This is a genomic window from Thiobacillus sp. SCUT-2, assembly GCF_035621355.1.
In the GTDB taxonomy this organism is placed as follows: Bacteria; Pseudomonadota; Gammaproteobacteria; order Burkholderiales; family Thiobacillaceae; genus Thiobacillus; species Thiobacillus sedimenti.
Genome location: NZ_CP141769.1, coordinates 873805 through 893126 on the forward strand (window position 1 = coordinate 873805; position 19322 = coordinate 893126).

At 68.2% G+C, this 19322-nt stretch carries 17 protein-coding genes; 15 read left to right on the plus strand and 2 right to left on the minus strand.

The window, feature by feature from the left end; genetic code table 11:
* The first annotated feature begins 5 nt into the window (after positions 1-5).
* The 7 genes from VA613_RS04280 (at position 6) to yrfG (ending at position 9673) form a co-directional block, all read left to right on the plus strand.
* Positions 6-1736, plus strand: coding sequence for an autotransporter assembly complex protein TamA (locus VA613_RS04280; protein ID WP_324780624.1), 1731 nt, complete (start codon positions 6-8; stop codon positions 1734-1736).
* Positions 1733-5503 carry a translocation/assembly module TamB domain-containing protein gene (locus tag VA613_RS04285; protein WP_324780625.1) on the plus strand — a complete coding sequence of 1257 codons (3771 nt, stop codon included), beginning with the start codon at positions 1733-1735 and terminating at the stop codon, positions 5501-5503. Before VA613_RS04280 ends, VA613_RS04285 begins: the two co-directional genes overlap by 4 nt.
* 152 nt (positions 5504-5655) lie before the next feature.
* Positions 5656-6399 carry a 5'/3'-nucleotidase SurE gene (gene surE / locus VA613_RS04290; protein ID WP_324780626.1) on the plus strand — a complete coding sequence of 248 codons (744 nt, stop codon included), beginning with the start codon at positions 5656-5658 and terminating at the stop codon, positions 6397-6399.
* The gene (locus VA613_RS04295; protein ID WP_324780627.1) at positions 6384-7064 is read left to right on the plus strand and encodes a protein-L-isoaspartate(D-aspartate) O-methyltransferase; all 681 of its coding nucleotides are present in this window, start codon (positions 6384-6386) and stop codon (positions 7062-7064) included. The genes surE and VA613_RS04295 overlap by 16 nt, the downstream gene beginning before the upstream one ends.
* 26 nt (positions 7065-7090) lie before the next feature.
* Positions 7091-8017: a peptidoglycan DD-metalloendopeptidase family protein gene (locus VA613_RS04300; protein ID WP_324780628.1), complete on the plus strand. Its 927-nt coding sequence runs from the start codon at positions 7091-7093 to the stop codon at positions 8015-8017.
* On the plus strand, positions 8014-8970 hold the full coding sequence (gene rpoS, locus VA613_RS04305) for an RNA polymerase sigma factor RpoS (RefSeq protein WP_324780629.1): 957 nt from the start codon (positions 8014-8016) through the stop codon (positions 8968-8970). Before VA613_RS04300 ends, rpoS begins: the two co-directional genes overlap by 4 nt.
* A 22-nt stretch (positions 8971-8992) precedes the next feature.
* Positions 8993-9673: a GMP/IMP nucleotidase gene (yrfG, locus tag VA613_RS04310; protein ID WP_324780630.1), complete on the plus strand. Its 681-nt coding sequence runs from the start codon at positions 8993-8995 to the stop codon at positions 9671-9673.
* A 16-nt stretch (positions 9674-9689) separates the two neighbouring features.
* On the opposite strand, the gene VA613_RS04315 is transcribed toward yrfG, so the two are convergent.
* Positions 9690-10070 (minus strand): Mth938-like domain-containing protein, encoded by a 381-nt coding sequence (locus VA613_RS04315; protein WP_324780631.1) that lies wholly within the window; start codon positions 10068-10070, stop codon positions 9690-9692.
* Positions 10071-10193: 123 nt separating this feature from the next.
* Here VA613_RS04315 and VA613_RS04320 point away from each other — a divergent pair, with 123 nt between their 5' ends.
* From VA613_RS04320 to msrA, 6 genes are all read left to right on the plus strand, one after another.
* A complete protein-coding gene (locus VA613_RS04320; RefSeq protein WP_324780632.1) occupies positions 10194-11444 on the plus strand; it encodes a pyridoxal phosphate-dependent aminotransferase in 1251 nt (416 codons plus the stop codon).
* A 29-nt stretch (positions 11445-11473) separates the two neighbouring features.
* Positions 11474-12787, plus strand: coding sequence for a homoserine dehydrogenase (locus VA613_RS04325; protein ID WP_324780633.1), 1314 nt, complete (start codon positions 11474-11476; stop codon positions 12785-12787).
* Between the two features lie 14 nt (positions 12788-12801).
* Positions 12802-14244: a threonine synthase gene (gene thrC / locus VA613_RS04330; RefSeq protein WP_324780634.1), complete on the plus strand. Its 1443-nt coding sequence runs from the start codon at positions 12802-12804 to the stop codon at positions 14242-14244.
* 52 nt (positions 14245-14296) lie between these two features.
* Entirely contained in the window at positions 14297-14974 is a 678-nt protein-coding gene (locus VA613_RS04335) for a uracil-DNA glycosylase family protein (protein WP_324780635.1), read from the plus strand.
* Positions 14975-14995: 21 nt separating this feature from the next.
* A complete protein-coding gene (locus VA613_RS04340; protein ID WP_324780636.1) occupies positions 14996-15604 on the plus strand; it encodes a glutathione S-transferase in 609 nt (202 codons plus the stop codon).
* Between the two features lie 85 nt (positions 15605-15689).
* The gene (gene msrA / locus VA613_RS04345; RefSeq protein ID WP_324780637.1) at positions 15690-16223 is read left to right on the plus strand and encodes a peptide-methionine (S)-S-oxide reductase MsrA; all 534 of its coding nucleotides are present in this window, start codon (positions 15690-15692) and stop codon (positions 16221-16223) included.
* Positions 16224-16370: 147 nt separating this feature from the next.
* Here the strand turns inward: msrA and VA613_RS04350 are convergent, their stop codons facing one another.
* Positions 16371-17507, minus strand: a complete 1137-nt coding sequence (locus VA613_RS04350) for a helix-turn-helix transcriptional regulator (protein ID WP_324780638.1) — start codon at positions 17505-17507, stop codon at positions 16371-16373.
* Positions 17508-17701: 194 nt separating this feature from the next.
* Here VA613_RS04350 and VA613_RS14945 point away from each other — a divergent pair, with 194 nt between their 5' ends.
* Positions 17702-18685 (plus strand): FxDxF family PEP-CTERM protein, encoded by a 984-nt coding sequence (locus tag VA613_RS14945; RefSeq protein ID WP_407702863.1) that lies wholly within the window; start codon positions 17702-17704, stop codon positions 18683-18685.
* Between the two features lie 79 nt (positions 18686-18764).
* Complete coding sequence (locus VA613_RS04360) at positions 18765-19313, plus strand: hypothetical protein (protein ID WP_324780639.1); 549 nt, start codon at positions 18765-18767, stop codon at positions 19311-19313.
* Positions 19314-19322: the final 9 nt, after the last annotated feature.

The following is a 19322-nucleotide window of genomic DNA, read 5'->3' on the forward strand; positions in this document are numbered from 1 at the left end:
TAGCCTTGCCTCATCGACTCCTGAAAGCCTCGCTGCTGCTGGCCGTGCTGTGCGCGCCGCCGGCGCACGCGCTGACGGTCGAGGTGGACGCGCCGGACGCGCTCAAGCCGCTTCTGTTACAGCATCTTGAAGCGGCGCGCGCGGCACGGCGGGGCGAGCAACCCGACGCCGACGAAGTCGCGCGGCTGCGGCAGCAGAGCGATATGACGGCGCGCGATCTGCTCGCGACCGAGGGGTATTTCTCGCCGACCATCGATAGCTCGGCGGAACGCGTGGGCGACGACTGGCGACTGAACTACCGCGTCGATCCCGGCCCGCTCACCCGGGTGCGCAGCGTGAAGCTGACGTTCGAGGGCGCCCTGACGATGCGCGGTAGTGGCCTTGCGGGGCGCATCGAGCGGGGCTTTTCGCTGAAGCCGGGGATGCCGTTCCGCCAGGCCGACTGGAACGCGGCAAAGGTGGCGGTGCTGCGCCCGCTGCTCGCGGGCGCCTATCCGGCGGCGCAGATCACCGCCAGTGAGGCGCGCATCGATCCTTCCGAGCAGGCGGCCGACCTGACGCTGACGATCGACAGCGGCCCGGCCTTCTTCTATGGCGAGCCGGTCGTCAGCGGGGCCCGGCGCTACCCGGTGTCGATCGCCCGCAACCTCAACCCGACCCGGCCCGGCAGGCCGGTTCGCCAGCAGGACCTGCTCGACTATCAGATGGCGCTGGAAGCCAGCGGCTATTACGCGCAGGCGACGGTGCGCATCGATGCGGACCCGGCGCAGGCGGCGGCGGTGCCGATCCGGGTCGACGTGGTCGAACGCCCCGAGAAGCGCTTCAGCGTGGGCGCGGGCGTGAGCACGGACACGGGGGCGCGGCTGCAGGCGGGATGGCTGGCGCGCGACGTCGCCGACCGCGGCTTGCGCCTTAAGCTCGACGCCCGCGCCGAAGCCCGCCAGCAGTCCGGCGCCGCCGAGCTCGCGTGGCCGCGCACGTCCGCCGGCTACGAGAACAGCCTCGGCGCCCAGCTCAAGCAGGAGGACATCAAGGGGCAGAAGACGCGCTCGGCGCTGGCCGCGGCCAAGCGCACCCGCATCCGCGGGCCGATCCAGACGACACTGTCGCTGCAATACCAGACCGAGGAACAGCGCATCGGCAACGTCGTCAACGCGCGCAACCAGGCGTTGACCGCGACCTATGCGTGGACGCATCGCACGACGGGACGCGCCTTCTTCCCGCGCAGCGGCCACGTGCTCACGCTGCAGGCCGGTGGCGCGGCAGCGGCCCTGCTGTCGGACACCAGTTTTGTCCGGCTGTACGGGCGCCATACCCAGTATTTCCGCGTCGGCGACACGGGCCGCCTGATCCTGCGCGGCGAGCTTGGCAGCGTGCTGGCCGACACGCGCGATGGCATTCCCACCGATTTCCTGTTTCGCGCCGGCGGCGACAACTCGGTACGCGGCTACGCCTACCAGAGCCTCGGGCGTACGCTCGCGGGCGGCGTGGCATCCGTGCGCTACCTCGCCACCGGCAGCATCGAGTACAACTATTTCTTCCGGCCGGCGTGGGGCGCGGCGCTGTTCGTCGACGCCGGCGATGCCGCCGACACGCCGCGCCAGCTCTCGCCTGTCGTCGGCTACGGCGTCGGCGCCCGCTACCGCTCGCCGGTGGGGCCGGTGAACCTCGACGTCGCCTACGGCGAAGCCACGCGCGAATTCCGCCTGCACTTCTCGCTCGGGGTGTCGTTTTGAGGCGCAGCGTCGCTGTCCTGGCGGGCCTGGCGGCCGCGCTTGTGCTCGCGATCGCCGCGCTCCTCGCGACCGCGGCGACCGACGCCGGCTTGCGCGGGCTCGCCAACGCGGCAGCCGGCCTGAGCGGCGGACGGCTCGCCGTCGCCGGCGTCGAAGGCCATCTGGGCGGCCCCATCCGCGTCGGCAGGGTCGTCGTCACCACGGCGGCGAAGCGCATCACGGTGGAGGGCGCGCGGCTGGAATGGCAGCCCGGCGCGCTGCTGCACGGAACGCTCGACGTCGGCCTGCTCGCGGCGCAAGGCGTGCGCGTCGAGGTGCTGAAGCCGGACACGACGCCGCTGCAGCCGCCGTCCAGCCTGCGCCTGCCGGTGCGCGTGCGGATCGCGGCCTGGGACGTGGCGCAGCTCGTGCTCGTCGACGCCGGTACGACGCGGGTGTTCCGCATGCTGCACGGTCGCGTCGACGACGCCGGCGATCGCTATCGCTTCACCGGCATGCGCGCGGCCACGCCCTGGGCCGACGTCGGGGGCGCGCTCGAGCTCGGCAAGGACGCGCCGTTCCCGGTACGTGGGCGCCTCGATGCGACGCGTGCGGAGCCGGTGCCGCTGCGGGCGACGCTTGCCGTGGACGGCCCGCTGGCGGCGCTCGCGTTCCGGCTGGACGCCGAAGCGCGCGGCATGCGCGCCAGCGCCCGCGGCGAAGTCGCGCCGTTTGCGCCGGTCCGGCTGCCGCGGCTGCTGGTGGCGGGCGAGGGCGTCGACCCGCGCCAGTTCCTCGCCGGCGCACCGGCAGCCGACTTCGCGTTTTCCGGCGTGTTCGAAGGCTTGCCGGGAGAGCGCCTGCTCGGCAGCTTCAGCCTCAGCAACCGGCTTGCCGGCCGCCTCGACGCGGGCCGCCTGCCGCTGGCGGATCTGAGCGGCGCCGTGGTGGGCGACGTCCGGCGCGCCGACTTCAGCGCGCTGTCGATCGATCTCGGCGCGGCGGGCCGACTGGGCGGGAGCGGGCGATGGCAGAACGGCCGCCTGCACCTGCGCCTCGACAGTCCCCGTCTCGATCTCGCGGGACTGCATCGCCGGCTGCATGCGACGCGGCTGCAGACGGTGCTGCAGCTCGACGGCGACGCCACGCGCCAGACGCTCACCGCCGACGTCAGCGAACGATGGGGGCAGGGGCGGGTCGCGCTGAGCCACGGCGACGCGGTGGTGCGCCTGGATTCGGCGAATTTCGCGGGACAGGCCGGGCGACTGAGCGCGCATGGCGAACTCCGCCTCGATGCCGCGCGCGCCTTCAGCCTGGCGTTCGATGCAGCACAGATCAATCCGGCGCGGTTCGGGAAATTTCCCCGCGGGCGCCTCAACGCACGCGGCGAGGCGAGCGGTGCGCTCCTGCCCGCAGCGCGCCTGCAGGCGCAGTTCGTCCTGCCGCCGGGCGAACTCGAGGGCCGCCCCGTGAAGGGGCAGGGGCGGCTGCGCTATGACAGCGGGCACCTGGCCGACGCCGACGTCGACGTGGACCTTGCCGGCAACCGTGCGACGCTCAAGGGCGCGTATGGACGGGCAGGCGACCGCCTCGCGTGGAACGTCGACGCGCCCGCGCTGGCGCGCCTGAACCTTGGTGTCGCCGGGCGCCTCGCCAGCCGCGGCAGCGCCAGCGGGGACCCCGCCCGCCCGCAGGTCGAGGGGCAGGTGCGCGCGAGCGGCCTGCGCCTTCCCGGCGGCGTCGCGGTCGACTCGCTGGACGCGCTGGCGAACCTGCAGGCCGCCGCGAACGGCCCTTTCAGCGGGAAACTCGACGCGGTCGGCGTGCGGCTGGCCGGCCGGCGCGTCGACGCGGTCCACGCGACCCTGACCGGCCGCCGCGACGCGCATGCACTCGCGCTCGAGGCCCGGCTGCCGGGCTGGCACGCGACCGCGCGGCTGGCCGGCGGGCTCGATGCGAACGGAACGTGGCGCGGCCAGCTGGACCAGGCGCAGGCGCAGGGCGCGTGGCCGCTGGCGCTGCTGGCGCCCGCCCGCCTGCAGCTGTCGCGCGACCGGCAGCAGGTCGACAACCTGTCGCTCGCCTGGGCCGGCGGCCGGCTGACGCTCGCGCATCTGGACCGCGAGGGATCGACGCTTGCCAGCCGCGGCACGCTCGCCAACCTGCCGCTGGCGCCCCTCCTCGGCCTGCTGCAGCCGGCGCCGCCGCTGACCACCGATCTGCGCGTAGGCGGCGACTGGGACCTGCGCGCCGCGGCCGCGCTCGACGGCCGGCTGCGGCTGCGCCGCGAGGCGGGCGACGTGCGGCTGAACGACCCGGCGCTGGCGATGGGACTGACGGCGCTCACGCTCGATGCCGAGGCGGCGGCTGGCAAGGCGCGGCTGCAGCTGGCTGCCGACACGCGCGATGCGGGCCGGCTGCGGCTCGACGGCCAGGGGACGCTGGTGCGCGAAGGCGCCGCGTTCACGCTGTCGCGCAGCGCGCCGCTGGCGTGGACTGCGCGGTTCGATGCCCCCGACCTGCGCCTGCTCCGGCCCTTCCTGCCGCTCGGGGTGCGCGCCGACGCGCGCCTCGCGGCGCGGCTGACCGGCAGCGGCAGCCTCGCCGCGCCGCAGGTCGAGGGCGAGGTCCGCGCCGACGCCATCCGCTTCGCCATGCCCGAGGAGGGCGTGGCGATCACCGGCGGCACGCTGCAGCTGGCGCTCGCGGACGACCGCGTGCGGGTGGCGACGGGAGAACTGAAGGGAACGAGCGGCCGCATCGTGGTGAGCGGCGAAGCGCAGCTGAGCAATCCGCAGGCCGGGCTCAAGCTCGATTTCCAGCAGTTCGCGGCGACCAACCGCAGCGACCGCCGCGTGGTGGTCTCCGGCGCCACGACGCTCGATCTCGACCCCCGGCAGGTGCGCCTCACCGGCACCCTCACCGCCGACCGCGCGCGCCTGGAGATGCCCGAGGCGAGCCGGCCCGAGCTGTCGAGCGACGTCGTCGTCGTCGGCCGGCCGCCGCGCGAGCAGCCCGCGGCGCAGCGCATCCCGCTGGCGCTCGATCTCACGCTGCGGCTCGGCAACGACTTCCTGTTCAAGGGCGCCGGGCTCGACGCGCGGCTCGGCGGGCAATTGCGCGTATTCACGATCGTGCAGGCGGTCCCTGCGCCGGGGCCGCGCCTGGCGGCGGCCCCGGCGCAGCAGCTGCGCGCCGAGGGCACGATCCAGGTGGTGAAGGGGCGCTACGCCGCGTATGCGCAGACGCTCGACATCGAGCGCGGCGTGATGCGCTTCGTCGGCCCGATCGACAATCCCGGGCTGGACGTGCTGGCGGTGCGCACGACGCCGAGCGTGAAGGTCGGCGTCGAGGTCGGCGGCACCGTGCAGCGCCCGGTCGTGACGCTCTATTCCGATCCGCCGCTGCCCGACACCGAGAAGCTCGCCTGGCTGGTGCTGGGGCACGGCCTGGAGAGCAGCGGGCAGCAGGAATTCGTGCTGCTGCAGGTGGCCGCCGGCGCCCTGCTGAGCCAGACCGAGTCGGTCAACCTGCAGGCGAAGATGGCGGAGACCCTCGGCATCGACAGCTTCGACGTGCGTGCCGGGAGCGGCGAAGCGCTGACCGGCACGGTCGTCAGCGTCGGCAAGCGGCTTTCGTCGCGTGCGACGCTGAGCTACGAGCAGAGCCTCGACGGCCTCAGCCAGGTGGTCAAGGTGCTGTACCAGCTGTCGAAGCATGTGCGCCTCGAAGCGCAGGCGGGGCAGCAGAACAGCCTCGACGCCTTCTATACCCGCGAATACGACTGAATCGCGCGTGGGCGCGTGGGATGACCCGGAGGCTTCATCGGCTGGCTCAATCGCTCAAATCCCGATGTTAGAATCGGCCCAATGTCAGACCTTCGCATCATCGCCATGAATTTCCCGTGCCGAATGCCTGCCGTTTCCGGAGGGGGCCGCTGATGCGTATCCTGCTGTCCAACGACGACGGCTATTTCGCGCCCGGCCTCGCCGCGCTGCAGGCGGCGCTCGCGCCGCTGGCGGACGTCACCGTGGTGGCGCCCGAGCGCGACCGCAGCGGCGCCTCCAACTCGCTCACGCTCGATCGTCCGCTGATGCTGCGCCAGGCGCCGGGCGGCTTCTACTACGTCAACGGCACGCCGACCGACTGCGTGCACCTCGCCGTCACCGGCATGCTCGACCACCTGCCCGACATGGTGATCTCCGGCATCAACCACGGCGCCAACATGGGCGACGACACCATCTATTCCGGCACCGTCGCCGCCGCCACCGAGGGCTACCTGCTGGGCATCCCGTCGATCGCCGTGTCGCTCGCGAGCCACAACGCGAAGCACTTCGACACGGCGGGGCGCGTTGTCGCCGACCTCGTGCGGCGCATCCAGACGGCGCCGCCGGCCGAGCCGATGCTGCTCAACGTCAACGTCCCCGACCGTGCGTGGGACGATGTCGAAGGGCTTGCCGTGACCCGCCTCGGCAAGCGCCACAAGGCGGAATCGGTGGTGAAGACGACCAATCCGCGCGGCCAGACGGTCTACTGGGTGGGCGCGGCCGGCGCCGCGCAGGATGCGGGCGAGGGCACCGATTTTCACGCCGTGGCCGACGGCTTCGTATCGATCACCCCGCTGCAAATGGACTTGACCCGTTTCAGCCAGATGGACAGTGTCAGCAAATGGTTGAAGCCATGAATTCGCGCGCCGGCATCGGCATGACCTCGGCGCGCACCCGCGGCCGCATGGTCGAACGCCTGCGCGAGCAGGGCATCAAGGACGAGATGGTGCTGGCGGCGATGGGCGCCGTGCCGCGGCATCTCTACGTCGACCAGGCGCTCGAGTCGCGTGCCTACGAGGACACCGCGCTCCCGATCGGCTTCGGCCAGACGATCTCCAACCCCTACATCGTCGCGCGCATGGCCGAACTGGCCCGCCACGGCGAGAACGGCCAGGGCCGCGAACTCGGCCGGGTGCTCGAGATCGGGCTCGGCTGCGGCTACCAGGCCGCCGTGCTGGCGAAGCTGGCGCGGGAGGTGGTGTCGATCGAGCGCATCGCCCAGCTGGTCGGCAAGACGCGTGCGCGCCTGCGCGAGCTGCGCGTCAACAACGTCCGGCCCAAGCACGGCGACGGCATGCACGGGGCGAAGGATTTCGCCCCCTTCGATGCCATCGTCGTCGCGGCCGCGTTCGGCGAAGTGCCGCAGGCCCTGCTCGCCCAGCTGGCCGATGGCGGGCGCCTGGTGATGCCGCGCGGCAGCGCCACGCAGACGCTATGCGTGATCGAGCGCCAGGGCGACACCTTCACCGAGCGCCTGCTCGAAGGCGTGAAATTCGTTCCGCTGCTGCCGGGGGTGGCCTGATGGGGGTGCGCCGGTCTGGAAGCCGTGTGCGCGCCGCCGCGCTGGTGGCGGTCGTTCTGGCGCTGGCCGGGTGCGCGTCGAACGGGATGGCCCCTGTCGACGACCGCGCGCCGGCGCATGCCGCGACGGCGCGGCCCGCCACGCCGCAGATCGCGCCCTCGACCAACGGCCTGCACACCGTCCAGCGCGGCGACACGCTGTATGCGATCGCCTTCGCCAACGGCCTTGATTACCGCGAGGTCGCCATCTGGAACCGTCTCGAATCCGCCGATCGCATCCTGGTCGGCCAGGTGCTGCGGCTGACGCCGCCGGACGATGGCGTCGAGATCAAGCCGCTCGACGACGAGCCGGCGCCGAGCGCCCGTCCGCTCGTCGAGGCGCCGCTCGTTCGCGAGCCGCAGGCGCAGGTGCTGCCCTATTCCGAGGCGAACTGGGCGCGGGTGTCGAGCGTGCCGTCAACGACAATCGCCGCCACGCCTGCCGCGAAGCCTGCTGCGGCGGCACCCGCTGCGCCCGCGCCCGCGCCAGCCGCGACGGCGGCGACCGAACCGGCGGCGAAATCGGCGCCGGCCGCCAACGGCCTGGTCGACGCCTGGCTGTGGCCGGCCGACGGCACGGTGATCGGCCGCTTCGGCGCGGCGGGCGGCAAGGGCATCGACATCGCCGGTGCGCGCAACACGCCGGTGCGGGCGGTGGCACCCGGCAAGGTGGTCTACAGCGGCAGCGGCCTGCGCGGCTACGGGCGTCTGCTCATCATCAAGCACGCAGGCGAGTTTCTCTCGGCCTACGCGCACAACGAGGCCATCCTGGTGAAGGAAGGCGACACGGTGACGGCCGGCCAGAAGATCGCCCTGATGGGCGACAGCGACGCCAGCCGTGTCGAACTGCATTTCGAGATCCGCCGTTACGGAAAGCCGCTTGATCCCCTCACTTACCTGCCGGAGCGTTCATGACCCGCGAAGCCAGCGACGAACCCGATGAAGTGATGCCAGACGAGGACGAGGCCGAGACCGAGGCCGAGCCTCGGACGGCGGCGGATTCCAGCGAGGAACTGGCGTCGGCCATCCTCGACGAGCCGCAGGTCGACGTCACCCAGCTGTACCTCAACGAGATCGGCCAGGCGCCGCTGCTGACGGCCGAGGAGGAGGTGGCCCTGGCGCGACGCACGGTGCAGGGCGACTTCGCGGCGCGGCAGACGATGATCGAGCGCAACCTGCGCCTGGTGGTCAACATCGCCAAGCACTACTCCAACCGCGGGCTGACGCTGCTCGACCTCGTGGAGGAGGGCAACCTCGGCCTCATCCACGCGCTGGAAAAATTCGACCCCGAGCGCGGCTTCCGCTTCTCGACCTACGCGACCTGGTGGATCCGCCAGAACATCGAGCGCGCGATCATGAACCAGTCGCGCACGATCCGCCTGCCGGTGCATGTCATCAAGGAACTGAACATCTACCTGCGGGCGCAGCGCCACCTCGAAACGCACGGCGTGACCGACGCCACCGCGGACGACATCGCCGCGCTGACGGGCCACCCGGTCGAGGACGTGCGCCGCATCATGCAGCTGAACGAGCGCGTCGCCTCGCTCGACGCCCCGCTCGACGTCGACCCGACGCTTTCGCTCGGCGAAGCGATCCCCGACGACAACGCGCACCTGCCGGACGAGATGCTGCAGCTCGAGGAAATCGAGCACCACGTCCAGGAATGGCTGGGCCAGCTCAACGACAAGCAGCGCTGGGTGATCGAGCGGCGCTTCGGCCTGAACAACTGTGAGGCGTGCACGCTGGAGGACCTGGCGCTCGAACTGCAGGTGACGCGCGAGCGCGTGCGGCAGATCCAGATGGAGTCGCTGCGCATACTGCGCCAGCTGCTGCGCCGGCGCGGCGTCTCCAAGGACGAGCTGTTCTGAAGCCGGCCGCGCGGGGTCTGCCATGATCGACTGGTCGCGGATCGACACCGTCCTGCTCGACATGGACGGCACGCTGCTCGATCTCTACTTCGACAACCACTTCTGGCGCGAGCACATGCCGCGCCGCTACGCCGAGTACCACGGGCTCGACGAGGCCGTGGCGCGCGCGCACCTCGACGCCCACTACGAGCGCCACGCCGGCACGCTGAACTGGTACTGCCTCGATTTCTGGAGCAGCGAGCTCGCGCTCGACATCGTGCAGCTGAAGGAGGAGGTCGCCCATCTGATCGCGGTGCGGCCCGACGTCCCCGCCTTCCTGCAGACCGTGCGCGCGTCGGGACGGCGCGTCGTGATGGTGACCAACGCCCACCCCAAGAGCCTCGGGCTGAAGATGCGCGAGACCCGCATCGACGTGTATTTCGACGCGCTGATCTCCTCGCACCGCGTCGGCCTGCCGAAGGAGCATCCGGATTTCTGGCAGGGCCTGCAGGCGATCGAGCCGTTCGACCGCCTGCGCACCGTGTTCGTCGACGACAGCCTGCCGGTGCTCAGGAGCGCGCGCGCCTATGGCATCGCGCAGCTGCTGGCGGTGGCCAATCCGGATTCGCGGCAGCCGCTCAAGGATACGGGCGAATTCGACGCGATCACGAGCTTCGCCCAGGTGATGCCGCCGGCGCTCGCGGCCGGCGCGCAATCCGCCTGACGCGACGCGGAAAACGTCAGGCCGGCTCGATCAGCACGGCGGCGCCCACGTTGCGGCCTTCGGCGATCAGGATGTTGTAGGTGCGGCAGAGCGCGCCGATGTCCATGACTTCGAGCCCGATGCGCGCCTCGACCAGCGCCCGCGTGAGCGACGGGTGGGGAAAGCGCAGGCGGGTGCCGGTCCCCAGCAGCAGGATGTCCAGCTCGCGGCCGGCGATCCATTCGAAATGCGCAGGGACCAGCTCCGCGAAGCCGAGGCCGGCCCACGGCGCGGGCTCGACGCCGCGCGCGGTGAGCAGCAGGCCGGCGTCGAAGCGCTGGCCGTTGATGAGGACGTGGTCGGCGCCGTAGCCGGTGAACGTCAGCTGGCCGGCGCCGCTGTTGAGGTGCAGCTTCATGCCCGAACCTTAGCAGATTCGACCGGCCGCCGGACGCCCGTCCGGTTTGCCGGGGCAGGGCGCGTCCGGTAAAATCGGGCGTTTTCCAAGGCTTTGTTTTGCCTTGGTTTTACGCACCGGGAAATGACTGTGACGGCTGACCACAAGCCCCGCTTACGCACCATCCACAAATCGTCCAAGCTCGACAACGTCTGCTACGACATCCGCGGCCCGGTCATGGCGCGCGCGCGGCAGATGGAGGAAGAAGGCCACCGCATCATCAAGCTGAACATCGGCAATCCCGCGCCGTTCGGCTTCGAGGCGCCCGAGGAGATCGTCCAGGACGTCATCCTCAACCTGCCCAACGCGTCCGGCTACAGCGATTCCAAGGGGCTGTTCTCGGCGCGCAAGGCGATCATGCACGAGACCCAGCGCAAGGGCATCGCCGGCGTCACGATCGACGACGTCATCGTCGGCAACGGCGTCTCCGAGCTGATCGTGATGTCGATGCAGGCGCTGCTGAACAACGGCGACGAGGTGCTGGTGCCGGCACCCGACTACCCGCTATGGACCGCGGCGGTGAGCCTGGGCGGCGGCAAGCCGCGCCACTACCAGTGCGACGAGGAGGCGGGCTGGCTGCCGGACCTCGACGACATCCGGTCCAAGATCACGCCCAACACGCGTGCGATCGTCATCATCAATCCGAACAATCCGACCGGCGCACTCTATCCGACGGAGCTGCTGCTGGAACTCCTCGAGATCGCGCGCCGGCACCAGCTCATCGTCTACGCCGACGAGATCTACGACAAGGTGCTGTTCGACGGCGTGCAGCACACCTCGATCGCCTCGCTCGCCGACGACGTGCTGATCGTCACCTTCAACGGCCTGTCGAAGAACTACCGCGCCTGCGGCTACCGCTCGGGCTGGCTGATCGTGTCGGGCGACAAGCGCCACGCCAAGGACTACCTGGAAGGCCTCAACATGCTGGCGTCAATGCGCCTGTGCTCGAACGTCCCGGGGCAGTATGCGATCCAGACCGCGCTGGGCGGCTACCAGAGCATCAACGACCTCGTTGCGCCGAACGGGCGGCTGACGCGCCAGCGCGACCTCGCGCACGAGCTGCTGACCTTGATCCCGGGCGTGAGCTGCGTGAAGCCGAAGGCGGCGATGTACCTGTTCCCGAAGCTCGATCCGAAGATGTATCCCATCCACGACGACCAGAAATTCATCCTCAACCTGCTGGAAGAGGAGCGCGTGCTGGTGGTGCAGGGGACCGGCTTCAACTGGCCCAGGCCCGACCACTTCCGCGTGGTGTTCCTGCCGCACGAGGAAGACCTGACCGAGGCGATCGGCCGCATGAGCCGCTTCCTCGACCGCCAGCGGGCGCATCGGTGAACTGAAGATTTTTTGAACGAGACCAATCAATGAAACCCATCCACGTCGGCCTGCTGGGCCTGGGAACCGTCGGCGGCGGCACGCTCACCGTGCTGCGCCGCAATGCCGAAGAAATCACCCGCCGCGCCGGGCGCGAGATCCGCGTCGTGCGCGCCGCGGTGCGCAACCTCGACAAGGCCAAGAAGCTCGCCGGCGACCTGCCGCTCACCACCAACCCCTTCGACGTCGTCGACGATCCCGCGATCGACATCGTGGTCGAGCTGATCGGCGGACTCGAGCCCGCGCGCGAACTCGTGATGCAGGCCATCGCCAACGGCAAGCACGTGGTCACCGCCAACAAGCACCTGGTCGCCAAGCACGGCAACGAGATCTTCGCCGCGGCCCAGGCGAAAGGCGTGATGGTCGCGTTCGAGGCCGCGGTCGCCGGCGGCATCCCCATCATCAAGGCGCTGCGCGAAGGCCTCACCGCCAACCGCATCGAGTGGCTCGCCGGCATCATCAACGGCACCAGCAACTTCATCCTCAGCGAGATGCGCGACAAGGGCGCGGCCTTCGACGACGTGCTGAAGGAGGCGCAGCGCCTGGGCTATGCCGAGGCCGATCCCACCTTCGACATCGAGGGCATCGACGCCGCGCACAAGCTCACGATCCTGTCGGCGATCGCGTTCGGCATCCCGATGCAGTTCGACCGCGCCTACACCGAGGGCATTTCGAAGCTCACGCGCGAGGACGTCAAGTATGCCGAGGAGCTGGGCTACCGCATCAAGCTGCTGGGCATCGCGCGCCGCGCCGAGAAGGGCATCGAACTGCGCGTGCATCCGACGCTGATTCCCGAGCGCCGCCTGATCGCCAACGTCGATGGCGCGATGAACGCGGTGCTGGTGAAGGGCGACGCCGTCGGCCCGACGCTCTACTACGGCGCTGGCGCCGGCGCCGAGCCGACCGCGTCCGCGGTGGTCGCCGACCTCGTCGACGTCACGCGGCTGCATACGGCCGACCCGCACCACCGCGTGCCGCACCTGGCGTTCCAGCCGGACCAGCTGGCCGACACGCCTATCCTGCCGATGGACGAGGTGCGCACCGCCTACTACCTGCGGCTGCGCGCGTTCGACCGCCCCGGCGTGCTCGCCGACATCACCCGCATTCTCGCCGACAGCGACATCTCGATCGACGCGATGGTGCAGAAGGAGCCGGCCGAAGGCGAGGAACAGGTCGACATCATCCTGCTGACCCATGTGACGCAGGAGAAGAACGTCAACGCGGCGATCGCCAGGATCGAGCGCCTCGACACCGTCGCTGGCAAGGTGATGCGCATCCGCCTCGAAGAGCTGGCGTCCAAATAATCCAGGGTCAGGCCATGAACTACCTCAGCACCCGCGGCCTCGCCCCGCAACTCCGCTTCTCCGAAATCCTGCTCGGCGGGCTGGCCAGCGACGGCGGCCTCTACGTGCCGGAAGCCTATCCGCGCTTCACCGCCGCCGAGCTCGACGCGATGCGCGGCATGAGCTACCGCGAGCTGGCGTTCGCCGTGCTGTCGCGCCTCGTCGACGACATCCCGGCGGATGACCTGCGCGCCCTGATCGACAAGACCTACACGGCCGACGTCTACCGCCATGTCGGCCCCGGCGAGAACGCGGCGGACATCACCCCGCTGAAGACGCTGGAGCCCGGCCTGCACGTGCTGGCGCTGTCGAACGGCCCGACGCTGGCGTTCAAGGACATGGCGATGCAGCTCCTGGGCAACCTGTTCGAGTACGTGCTCGACAAGACCCACGGCGAGCTCAACATCCTCGGCGCGACCTCGGGCGACACCGGTTCCGCCGCCGAATACGCGATGCGCGGCAAGCGCGGCATCCGCGTCTTCATGCTCTCGCCCGAGCACGGCATGACGCGCTTCCAGCAGGCACAGATGTATGCGCTGCAGGACGCGAACATCCACAACCTGGTGATCCGCGGCGTGTTCGACCAGTGCCAGGACATCGTCAAGGCCGTCTCGAACGACCTCGATTTCAAGTCCAGGCACCACATCGGCGCGGTCAACTCGATCAACTGGGCGCGCGTCGCGGCGCAGAGCGTGTACTACTTCAAGGCCTATTTCGCCGCGACCCAGAGCAACGACCAGCAGGTGTCGTTCTCGGTGCCGTCGGGCAATTTCGGCAACGTCTGCGCCGGCCACATCGCCAGGCAGATGGGCCTGCCGATCAGGAAGCTGATCGTCGCCACCAACGAGAACGACGTACTCGACGAATTCTTCCGCACCGGCGTCTACCGCCCGCGCCCGGAGACGAAGCACACCTCGAGCCCGAGCATGGACATCTCGAAGGCGTCGAACTTCGAACGCTTCGTGTTCGATCTCTCCGGCCGCGACGCCGCCAGGGTGCGCAGCCTGTGGAGCGCGGTCGAATCCGGCGGCAGCTTCGATCTCAAGGCCCATTCGGCTCCCAATGGAGGCAACCTGTTCGACCGCGTCGCCGACTTCGGCATGGTGTCGGGTGCGAGCAGCCACGCCAACCGCATGGACACGATCCGCACGGTCTACGAGGTCTACGGCACGATGATCGACCCGCACACGGCCGACGGCCTGAAAGTCGGCCTGGAGCACCGCGAGCCGGGCGTGCCGCTCGTCTGCATGGAAACCGCGCAGCCGGCCAAGTTCGAGGACGCGATCCGCGAGGCGCTCGGCATCGAGCCGGTGCGGCCGGCCGAACTCGCCGACCTGGAGGCGAAGCCGCAGAAGAAGCACGTCATGGACGCCGACGTGAACGCCGTCAAGCAGTTCATCGTCGCGCACGGCCATTGATCCGGCCTTACCGGACTTGAACGCTTCCCGCTCCCGCCGGGCCGTGCCCCCCATGCCCGCTGGCGGGGATGGGGTCGGAGGAGAGGGAACGGTCCGGCCCGCCTCGCCCTGGCAGAGCGAGTCGTTCGATGCCTTGATCGCGCAGGCGCGGGCCTGCACCGTCTGTGCCGCCAGCCTGCCGCATGCGCCCCGTCCCGTGCTGCGCGCCTCGCCGACCGCGCGGCTGCTGATCGTCGGCCAGGCGCCCGGGCGGCGCGTGCACGAGACCGGCATTCCCTGGAACGACCCGTCCGGCGACGAATTGCGCCGCTGGCTCGGCATGACGCGCGACGCCTTCTACGACGCGTCGCGCATCGCCATCGTCCCGACCGGGCTGTGCTATCCGGGCACCGCCAGGGGCGGCGACCTGCCGCCGCGGCCGGAATGCGCGCCGCTGTGGCATCCGCCGCTGCGCGCGGCGATGCCCGGCATCCGGCTGACGCTCCTCATCGGCGCCTACGCGCAGGCCTACTACCTCGGCAAGCGCCGCGGCCGCACGCTCGCCGACACCGTCCACGCCTGGCGCGACTTCCTGCCCGAGTATTTCCCCCTGCCGCATCCGAGCCCGCGCAATCGCCTGTGGTTCAGGCGCCATCCCTGGTTCGAAGCGGAGGTGCTGCCGGCCCTGCGCGAGCGGGTTGGAGCGGTGCTCGCATCGGGCGATAATGGCGTCGACGACAACCTGCCCTGATTCTCCGGAACCGAGATCCGCATGAAACTGATCACCTCGCTCACCAGCCCCTATGGCCGCAAGGCCCGCGTGGTCCTGCTGGAAAAGAAGATTCCCTTCCAGCTCCAGGTCGAGAATCCCTGGTCGCCGGACAGCCCGGTCACGACGTTCAACCCCCTCGGCAAGGTGCCCGTGCTGGTGCTGGAGGACGGCGAGTCCGTGTTCGACTCGCGCGTGATCGTCGAATATCTCGACCACGCGAGTCCGGTCGCGCACCTGATCCCCGGCGACCAGACGGGGAAAATGGTCGTGCGCGGCGTCGAGGCACTGGCCGACGGCGTCACCGACGCGGCGGTCGCGCTCTTCGTGGAACGCAAGCGCCCGGCCGACAAGCAGAGCGCCGACTGGCTCACGCTGCAGGAAAAGACGCTGTTCCGCGGCCTCGAAGCCCTGTCCGAGGCGCTTGGCGAGAAGCCCTGGTATCTCGGCAACGGCATGACGCTGGCCGACATCGCCTGCGGCTGCACGCTGGGTTATCTGGGCCTGCGTTTCCCCGAGATCGACTGGCGCACCGCGCACCCCAACCTGGCGAAGCTGTTCGACAAACTGATGACCCGGCCCTCGTTCCAGGAAACCGTTCCGGTCGTCTGAACGGCATCAACATATCGCCGTTCGCCCTGAGCCAGTCGAAGGGCCCTGTCGGGGGACTTGAATCGCTCAACGAAGGAGCCGCACCATGCCACGTCAAATCGCCACCCTCGCCGGCGGCTGCTTCTGGTGCATCGAGACCGTCTTCAACCGCCTGCGCGGCGTCGAATCCGCGATCTCCGGCTACATGGGCGGCCACACGTTGAATCCCACCTATAAGGCCATCTGCAACGGCGACACCGGCCACGCCGAAGTCGTGCAGATCACGTTCGACCCGGACGTGATTTCGTACCGCGACCTGCTCGACGTCTTCTTCACGATCCACGACCCCACGCAGCTCAACCGCCAGGGCAACGACGTCGGCACCCAGTACCGCTCGGCGATCTTCTGGCACACGCCGGAGCAGAAGGCCGAGGCGGAAGCGGTGATCGCCGAACTCACCGCGTCAAGGCAGTTCGGCGCGCCCATCGTCACGGAAGTCACCGAGGCGACGGTGTTTTATCCGGCCGAGGACTACCACCAGCGCTACTTTGAACAGAACCCGTATCAGCCGTATTGCCAGTACGTGGTCGCGCCGAAGGTGGCGAAGGCGGAGGGGAAGTTTGGCAGCCGTCTGAAGTGATTTGCGAATTGTTTATCGCGCGGTATGGGGATGTTGTTTTGCAGGACCTGACCCCAGGCATGTGTTTGACGGACTGAGTGCCGGCCACCGCCCGTCCCGTGTGTTCATTCGGGGTGGCGTGCGCTCCCCAGCACCGCGGCCGCCTGGTCACAGTCGTGGAAAGCTCAGCACCATTCGAATCAGCTCCGCCTGCCGGTGTGCGCCGGTCTTGCTGAAGATCGATTTGAGGTGAGTCTTGATCGTGTTGTCGCTGAGCCGCAAGTGCGATGCAGCTGCCCGGACCGATCCGGTTTTCAGCAAGGCCTTCACCACGCCGGACTCGGCGGCCGTGAGCGCGTAGCGCGCGCACAGGGCCGCGACGCGCCCCTGCGTGTTCACCTCGGGATCGTGGATCAGCACGACCAGGTGGGGGCGCCGGGCATCCGGTGTCGCCACGTCCTCGGTCACCTGCACGCGTGTCGCAAGATAGCCCTGCCTGCCGCTTCGACGGCTGATGCTGAGCAGCGCCGCCGATTGGGAAGGGACGTCCGGGTCGGTCGGCTCGTCGGAATGCTTCACGCCGAATAGGCGTTGCAATGCGCGGTTTTCCGCTGTGTTGGCTGCCGTCAGCCGTTCGTCGAGCATGCGCAGGCCGTCGTCCTGTGCCAGCAAGCGCTGCGCCGCTTGATTGAGGTAGACAACGCGCCCTGAGCGGTCCGCGAAGAATAGCGCGTCGGTGAACAGGTCGATGGAGGCCTGCGCGATGTCGAGGCGCTGGTCACGTTCGGCAAGATGGAAATTGACCGCAGTCGCGTTCTGCAGGTGCGGCAGCAGATCCTGCAACTTCTTTCGGTCGCCGGCACCGAAAGCCTTGTCTTCTTCGCCGCGGAATATCGAGATGTGCACCGTCGGCACGACCGCGCCCGCATGGTCGGCGTGGTGCACGACGCCCAACAGCAGTTGGGCATAATCGAACCGCTTCAGAAACGCGCGGTAGAACTCTGATTGGGCGAATGCCGGACGCGGCACCAGCATGTCCCCCGTCAGCACGTCGCCCGCCCGGCAGCCCTGCGCAACCCTGGCCTCCATCCAGACGTCCTTCTGGTGGTAATGGCGCCCGTATTCCGCCACCCAATCCGGATGCAGTCGGCACGGCACCCACAGCCCGAACGCTCCCCGTATGGCCTGGTGCGACCACAGCATTCCGCCCCGGGCGCCCAGATGATCGAGTATCCGGCTCAGCGCCGCATGCCAGTGGACGGGATGCAGCGCGCAGCCGTGTATCGCCGAAATGATATCCAGCATTTTCCCTCTCCCCAAGGGACTCGATGTCCCCCGCTTGTCCTTGTTAGTGCTTGTTTTTTCGGGGAATTATGCCACCTGAAATTATTTTCGTGCCTCACCCGTTTGGGTGAAGACAAACAGCGCGGTGCCGAAAGACACTGGCAAGCGGATGCAAACGAAGCATCCCATGATGATGACGAACGGGAGGAGAGAACATGAATACACGGAGAATACGCGTGGCGGCGCTCGCGCTGGCCGCCACTCTTTCGGGCACGGCGCAGGCGACCCTGTACGACCGCGGTGGCGGCCTGATTTACGACAGTGACCTCAATGTCACCTGGCTGCAGGACGCGAACTATGCCAGGACCAGCGGCTACGATGCCGACGGCCAGATGACCTGGAGTCAGGCCAACGCGTGGGCGGCCAACCTAAGCTACTACGACAGCGTGCGCAACGTGACCTATACTGACTGGCAACTCCCCACCATGATCGATACTGGCGCACCTGGCTGCGACTTCGGGTATAGCGGCACTGACTGCGGCTACAACGTCAATACGGCCACCAGCGAAATGGCGCACCTGTTCTTCACTGAACTGGGCAACCGGTCGGCCTATTCCACCAGCGGCACGTTTCTTGGGCTGAACACAACCCTGGCTACAGGTCCCTTCACCAATCTTCAGGCTTGGGGGGGCTATTGGTACGGAACGTTGTACGCACCGGACCCCAGCCAAGCGTGGTATCTCAGCACCAACTGGGGTTCGCAGGACCGTGCTGGTCTGACTTGGACGAATATCTACGCGTTGCCTTTTCGCCCCGGCGACATCGCCAACCTGCTCCCCGTGTCGCTGATCGGCGGCCCCTATAGTATCAACCAGGGTACCAACCTGTTGCTGAATGGCGCCGCCTCCTATGATCCCGACTACGTTGCCGACTCGATTATCCAATACGCTTGGGATCTGAATGGCGACGCCACCTACGATGTCTTCGGTGCCACGCCCGATGTCGACTACGCCACGCTAGTGGGGCTGGGAATGGGCACAGGTACCTACACCATGTCCCTCAAGGTCACCGACACTCACGGCACTTACGGTGTCAGCACCGCGACACTCACCATCGCAGCAGTTCCCGAGCCCGAGACCTACGCCATGATGCTGATAGGTGTGGGGATAGTTGGTATGGCTGCGAGACGGCGCTTATGACAGTTCTTTGAATTAAGTGAAATTTTCGGTCGCGGCACTGTTTTGCGGTTGGAGCGACACACCTAATCAAGGAGTCCTTATGCGGGCACAAGCGTCATGTTTATTTCCAGCTATCAGCTTTATTTTCATGTCCGGCTGCACCGGGCATGTTTATACGGTCATAAAGCCGGTATTCCCACCTGAGGGGCAACGAGTTCAAGGCGTAATCGTATATCCGCCAGTAAATGTTTTGGACGTATACAAGACCACGGCCTTGATAGAAGAGGGGAGTGGGAAAATACTTGGTACCGCTGACGCGAAAAAATGTGTACCGCAAAACAAAGTCAAGTTTGCCGTAAGGGCCGACTTCAGTAAACCGATGATTGTGGGTTATGAGCCTGGCGTGTTTGAGAAAAATAAGTTTTCTGTGACGCTAAAAGATGGGCTGCTGGCGTCAGTCAATTCGGACTCAGATCCATCGTCCGCGCTAAAAGATCTGGCTGAGTTCATGCCGTTTGTCCGGGCGCCTTACGACAAGAAACCAGCTATGTCAGAGATAGGGGAAGGGCAAGTTTACTGCAATGCAGGTGAGACATATCTCGGAACATATCTTGCCCCGGAATTCCTTCCTGTGGAAAAACGGCCCTGATAATAACTA

What these genes read in the sequence shown, in the direction of transcription:
- VA613_RS14945 (WP_407702863.1), top strand. Translation starts at nt 17,702, where the DNA reads ATGAATACACGGAGAATACGCGTGGCGGCGCTCGCGCTGGCCGCCACT.
- VA613_RS04340 (WP_324780636.1), top strand. Translation starts at nt 14,996, where the DNA reads ATGAAACTGATCACCTCGCTCACCAGCCCCTATGGCCGCAAGGCCCGC.
- VA613_RS04295 (WP_324780627.1), top strand. Translation starts at nt 6,384, where the DNA reads ATGGTTGAAGCCATGAATTCGCGCGCCGGCATCGGCATGACCTCGGCG.
- yrfG (WP_324780630.1), top strand. Translation starts at nt 8,993, where the DNA reads ATGATCGACTGGTCGCGGATCGACACCGTCCTGCTCGACATGGACGGC.
- msrA (WP_324780637.1), top strand. Translation starts at nt 15,690, where the DNA reads ATGCCACGTCAAATCGCCACCCTCGCCGGCGGCTGCTTCTGGTGCATC.
- VA613_RS04315 (WP_324780631.1), bottom strand. Translation starts at nt 10,070, where the DNA reads ATGAAGCTGCACCTCAACAGCGGCGCCGGCCAGCTGACGTTCACCGGC.
- VA613_RS04350 (WP_324780638.1), bottom strand. Translation starts at nt 17,507, where the DNA reads ATGCTGGATATCATTTCGGCGATACACGGCTGCGCGCTGCATCCCGTC.
- rpoS (WP_324780629.1), top strand. Translation starts at nt 8,014, where the DNA reads ATGACCCGCGAAGCCAGCGACGAACCCGATGAAGTGATGCCAGACGAG.
- thrC (WP_324780634.1), top strand. Translation starts at nt 12,802, where the DNA reads ATGAACTACCTCAGCACCCGCGGCCTCGCCCCGCAACTCCGCTTCTCC.
- VA613_RS04320 (WP_324780632.1), top strand. Translation starts at nt 10,194, where the DNA reads ATGACTGTGACGGCTGACCACAAGCCCCGCTTACGCACCATCCACAAA.
- VA613_RS04325 (WP_324780633.1), top strand. Translation starts at nt 11,474, where the DNA reads ATGAAACCCATCCACGTCGGCCTGCTGGGCCTGGGAACCGTCGGCGGC.
- VA613_RS04360 (WP_324780639.1), top strand. Translation starts at nt 18,765, where the DNA reads ATGCGGGCACAAGCGTCATGTTTATTTCCAGCTATCAGCTTTATTTTC.
- surE (WP_324780626.1), top strand. Translation starts at nt 5,656, where the DNA reads ATGCGTATCCTGCTGTCCAACGACGACGGCTATTTCGCGCCCGGCCTC.
- VA613_RS04335 (WP_324780635.1), top strand. Translation starts at nt 14,297, where the DNA reads ATGCCCGCTGGCGGGGATGGGGTCGGAGGAGAGGGAACGGTCCGGCCC.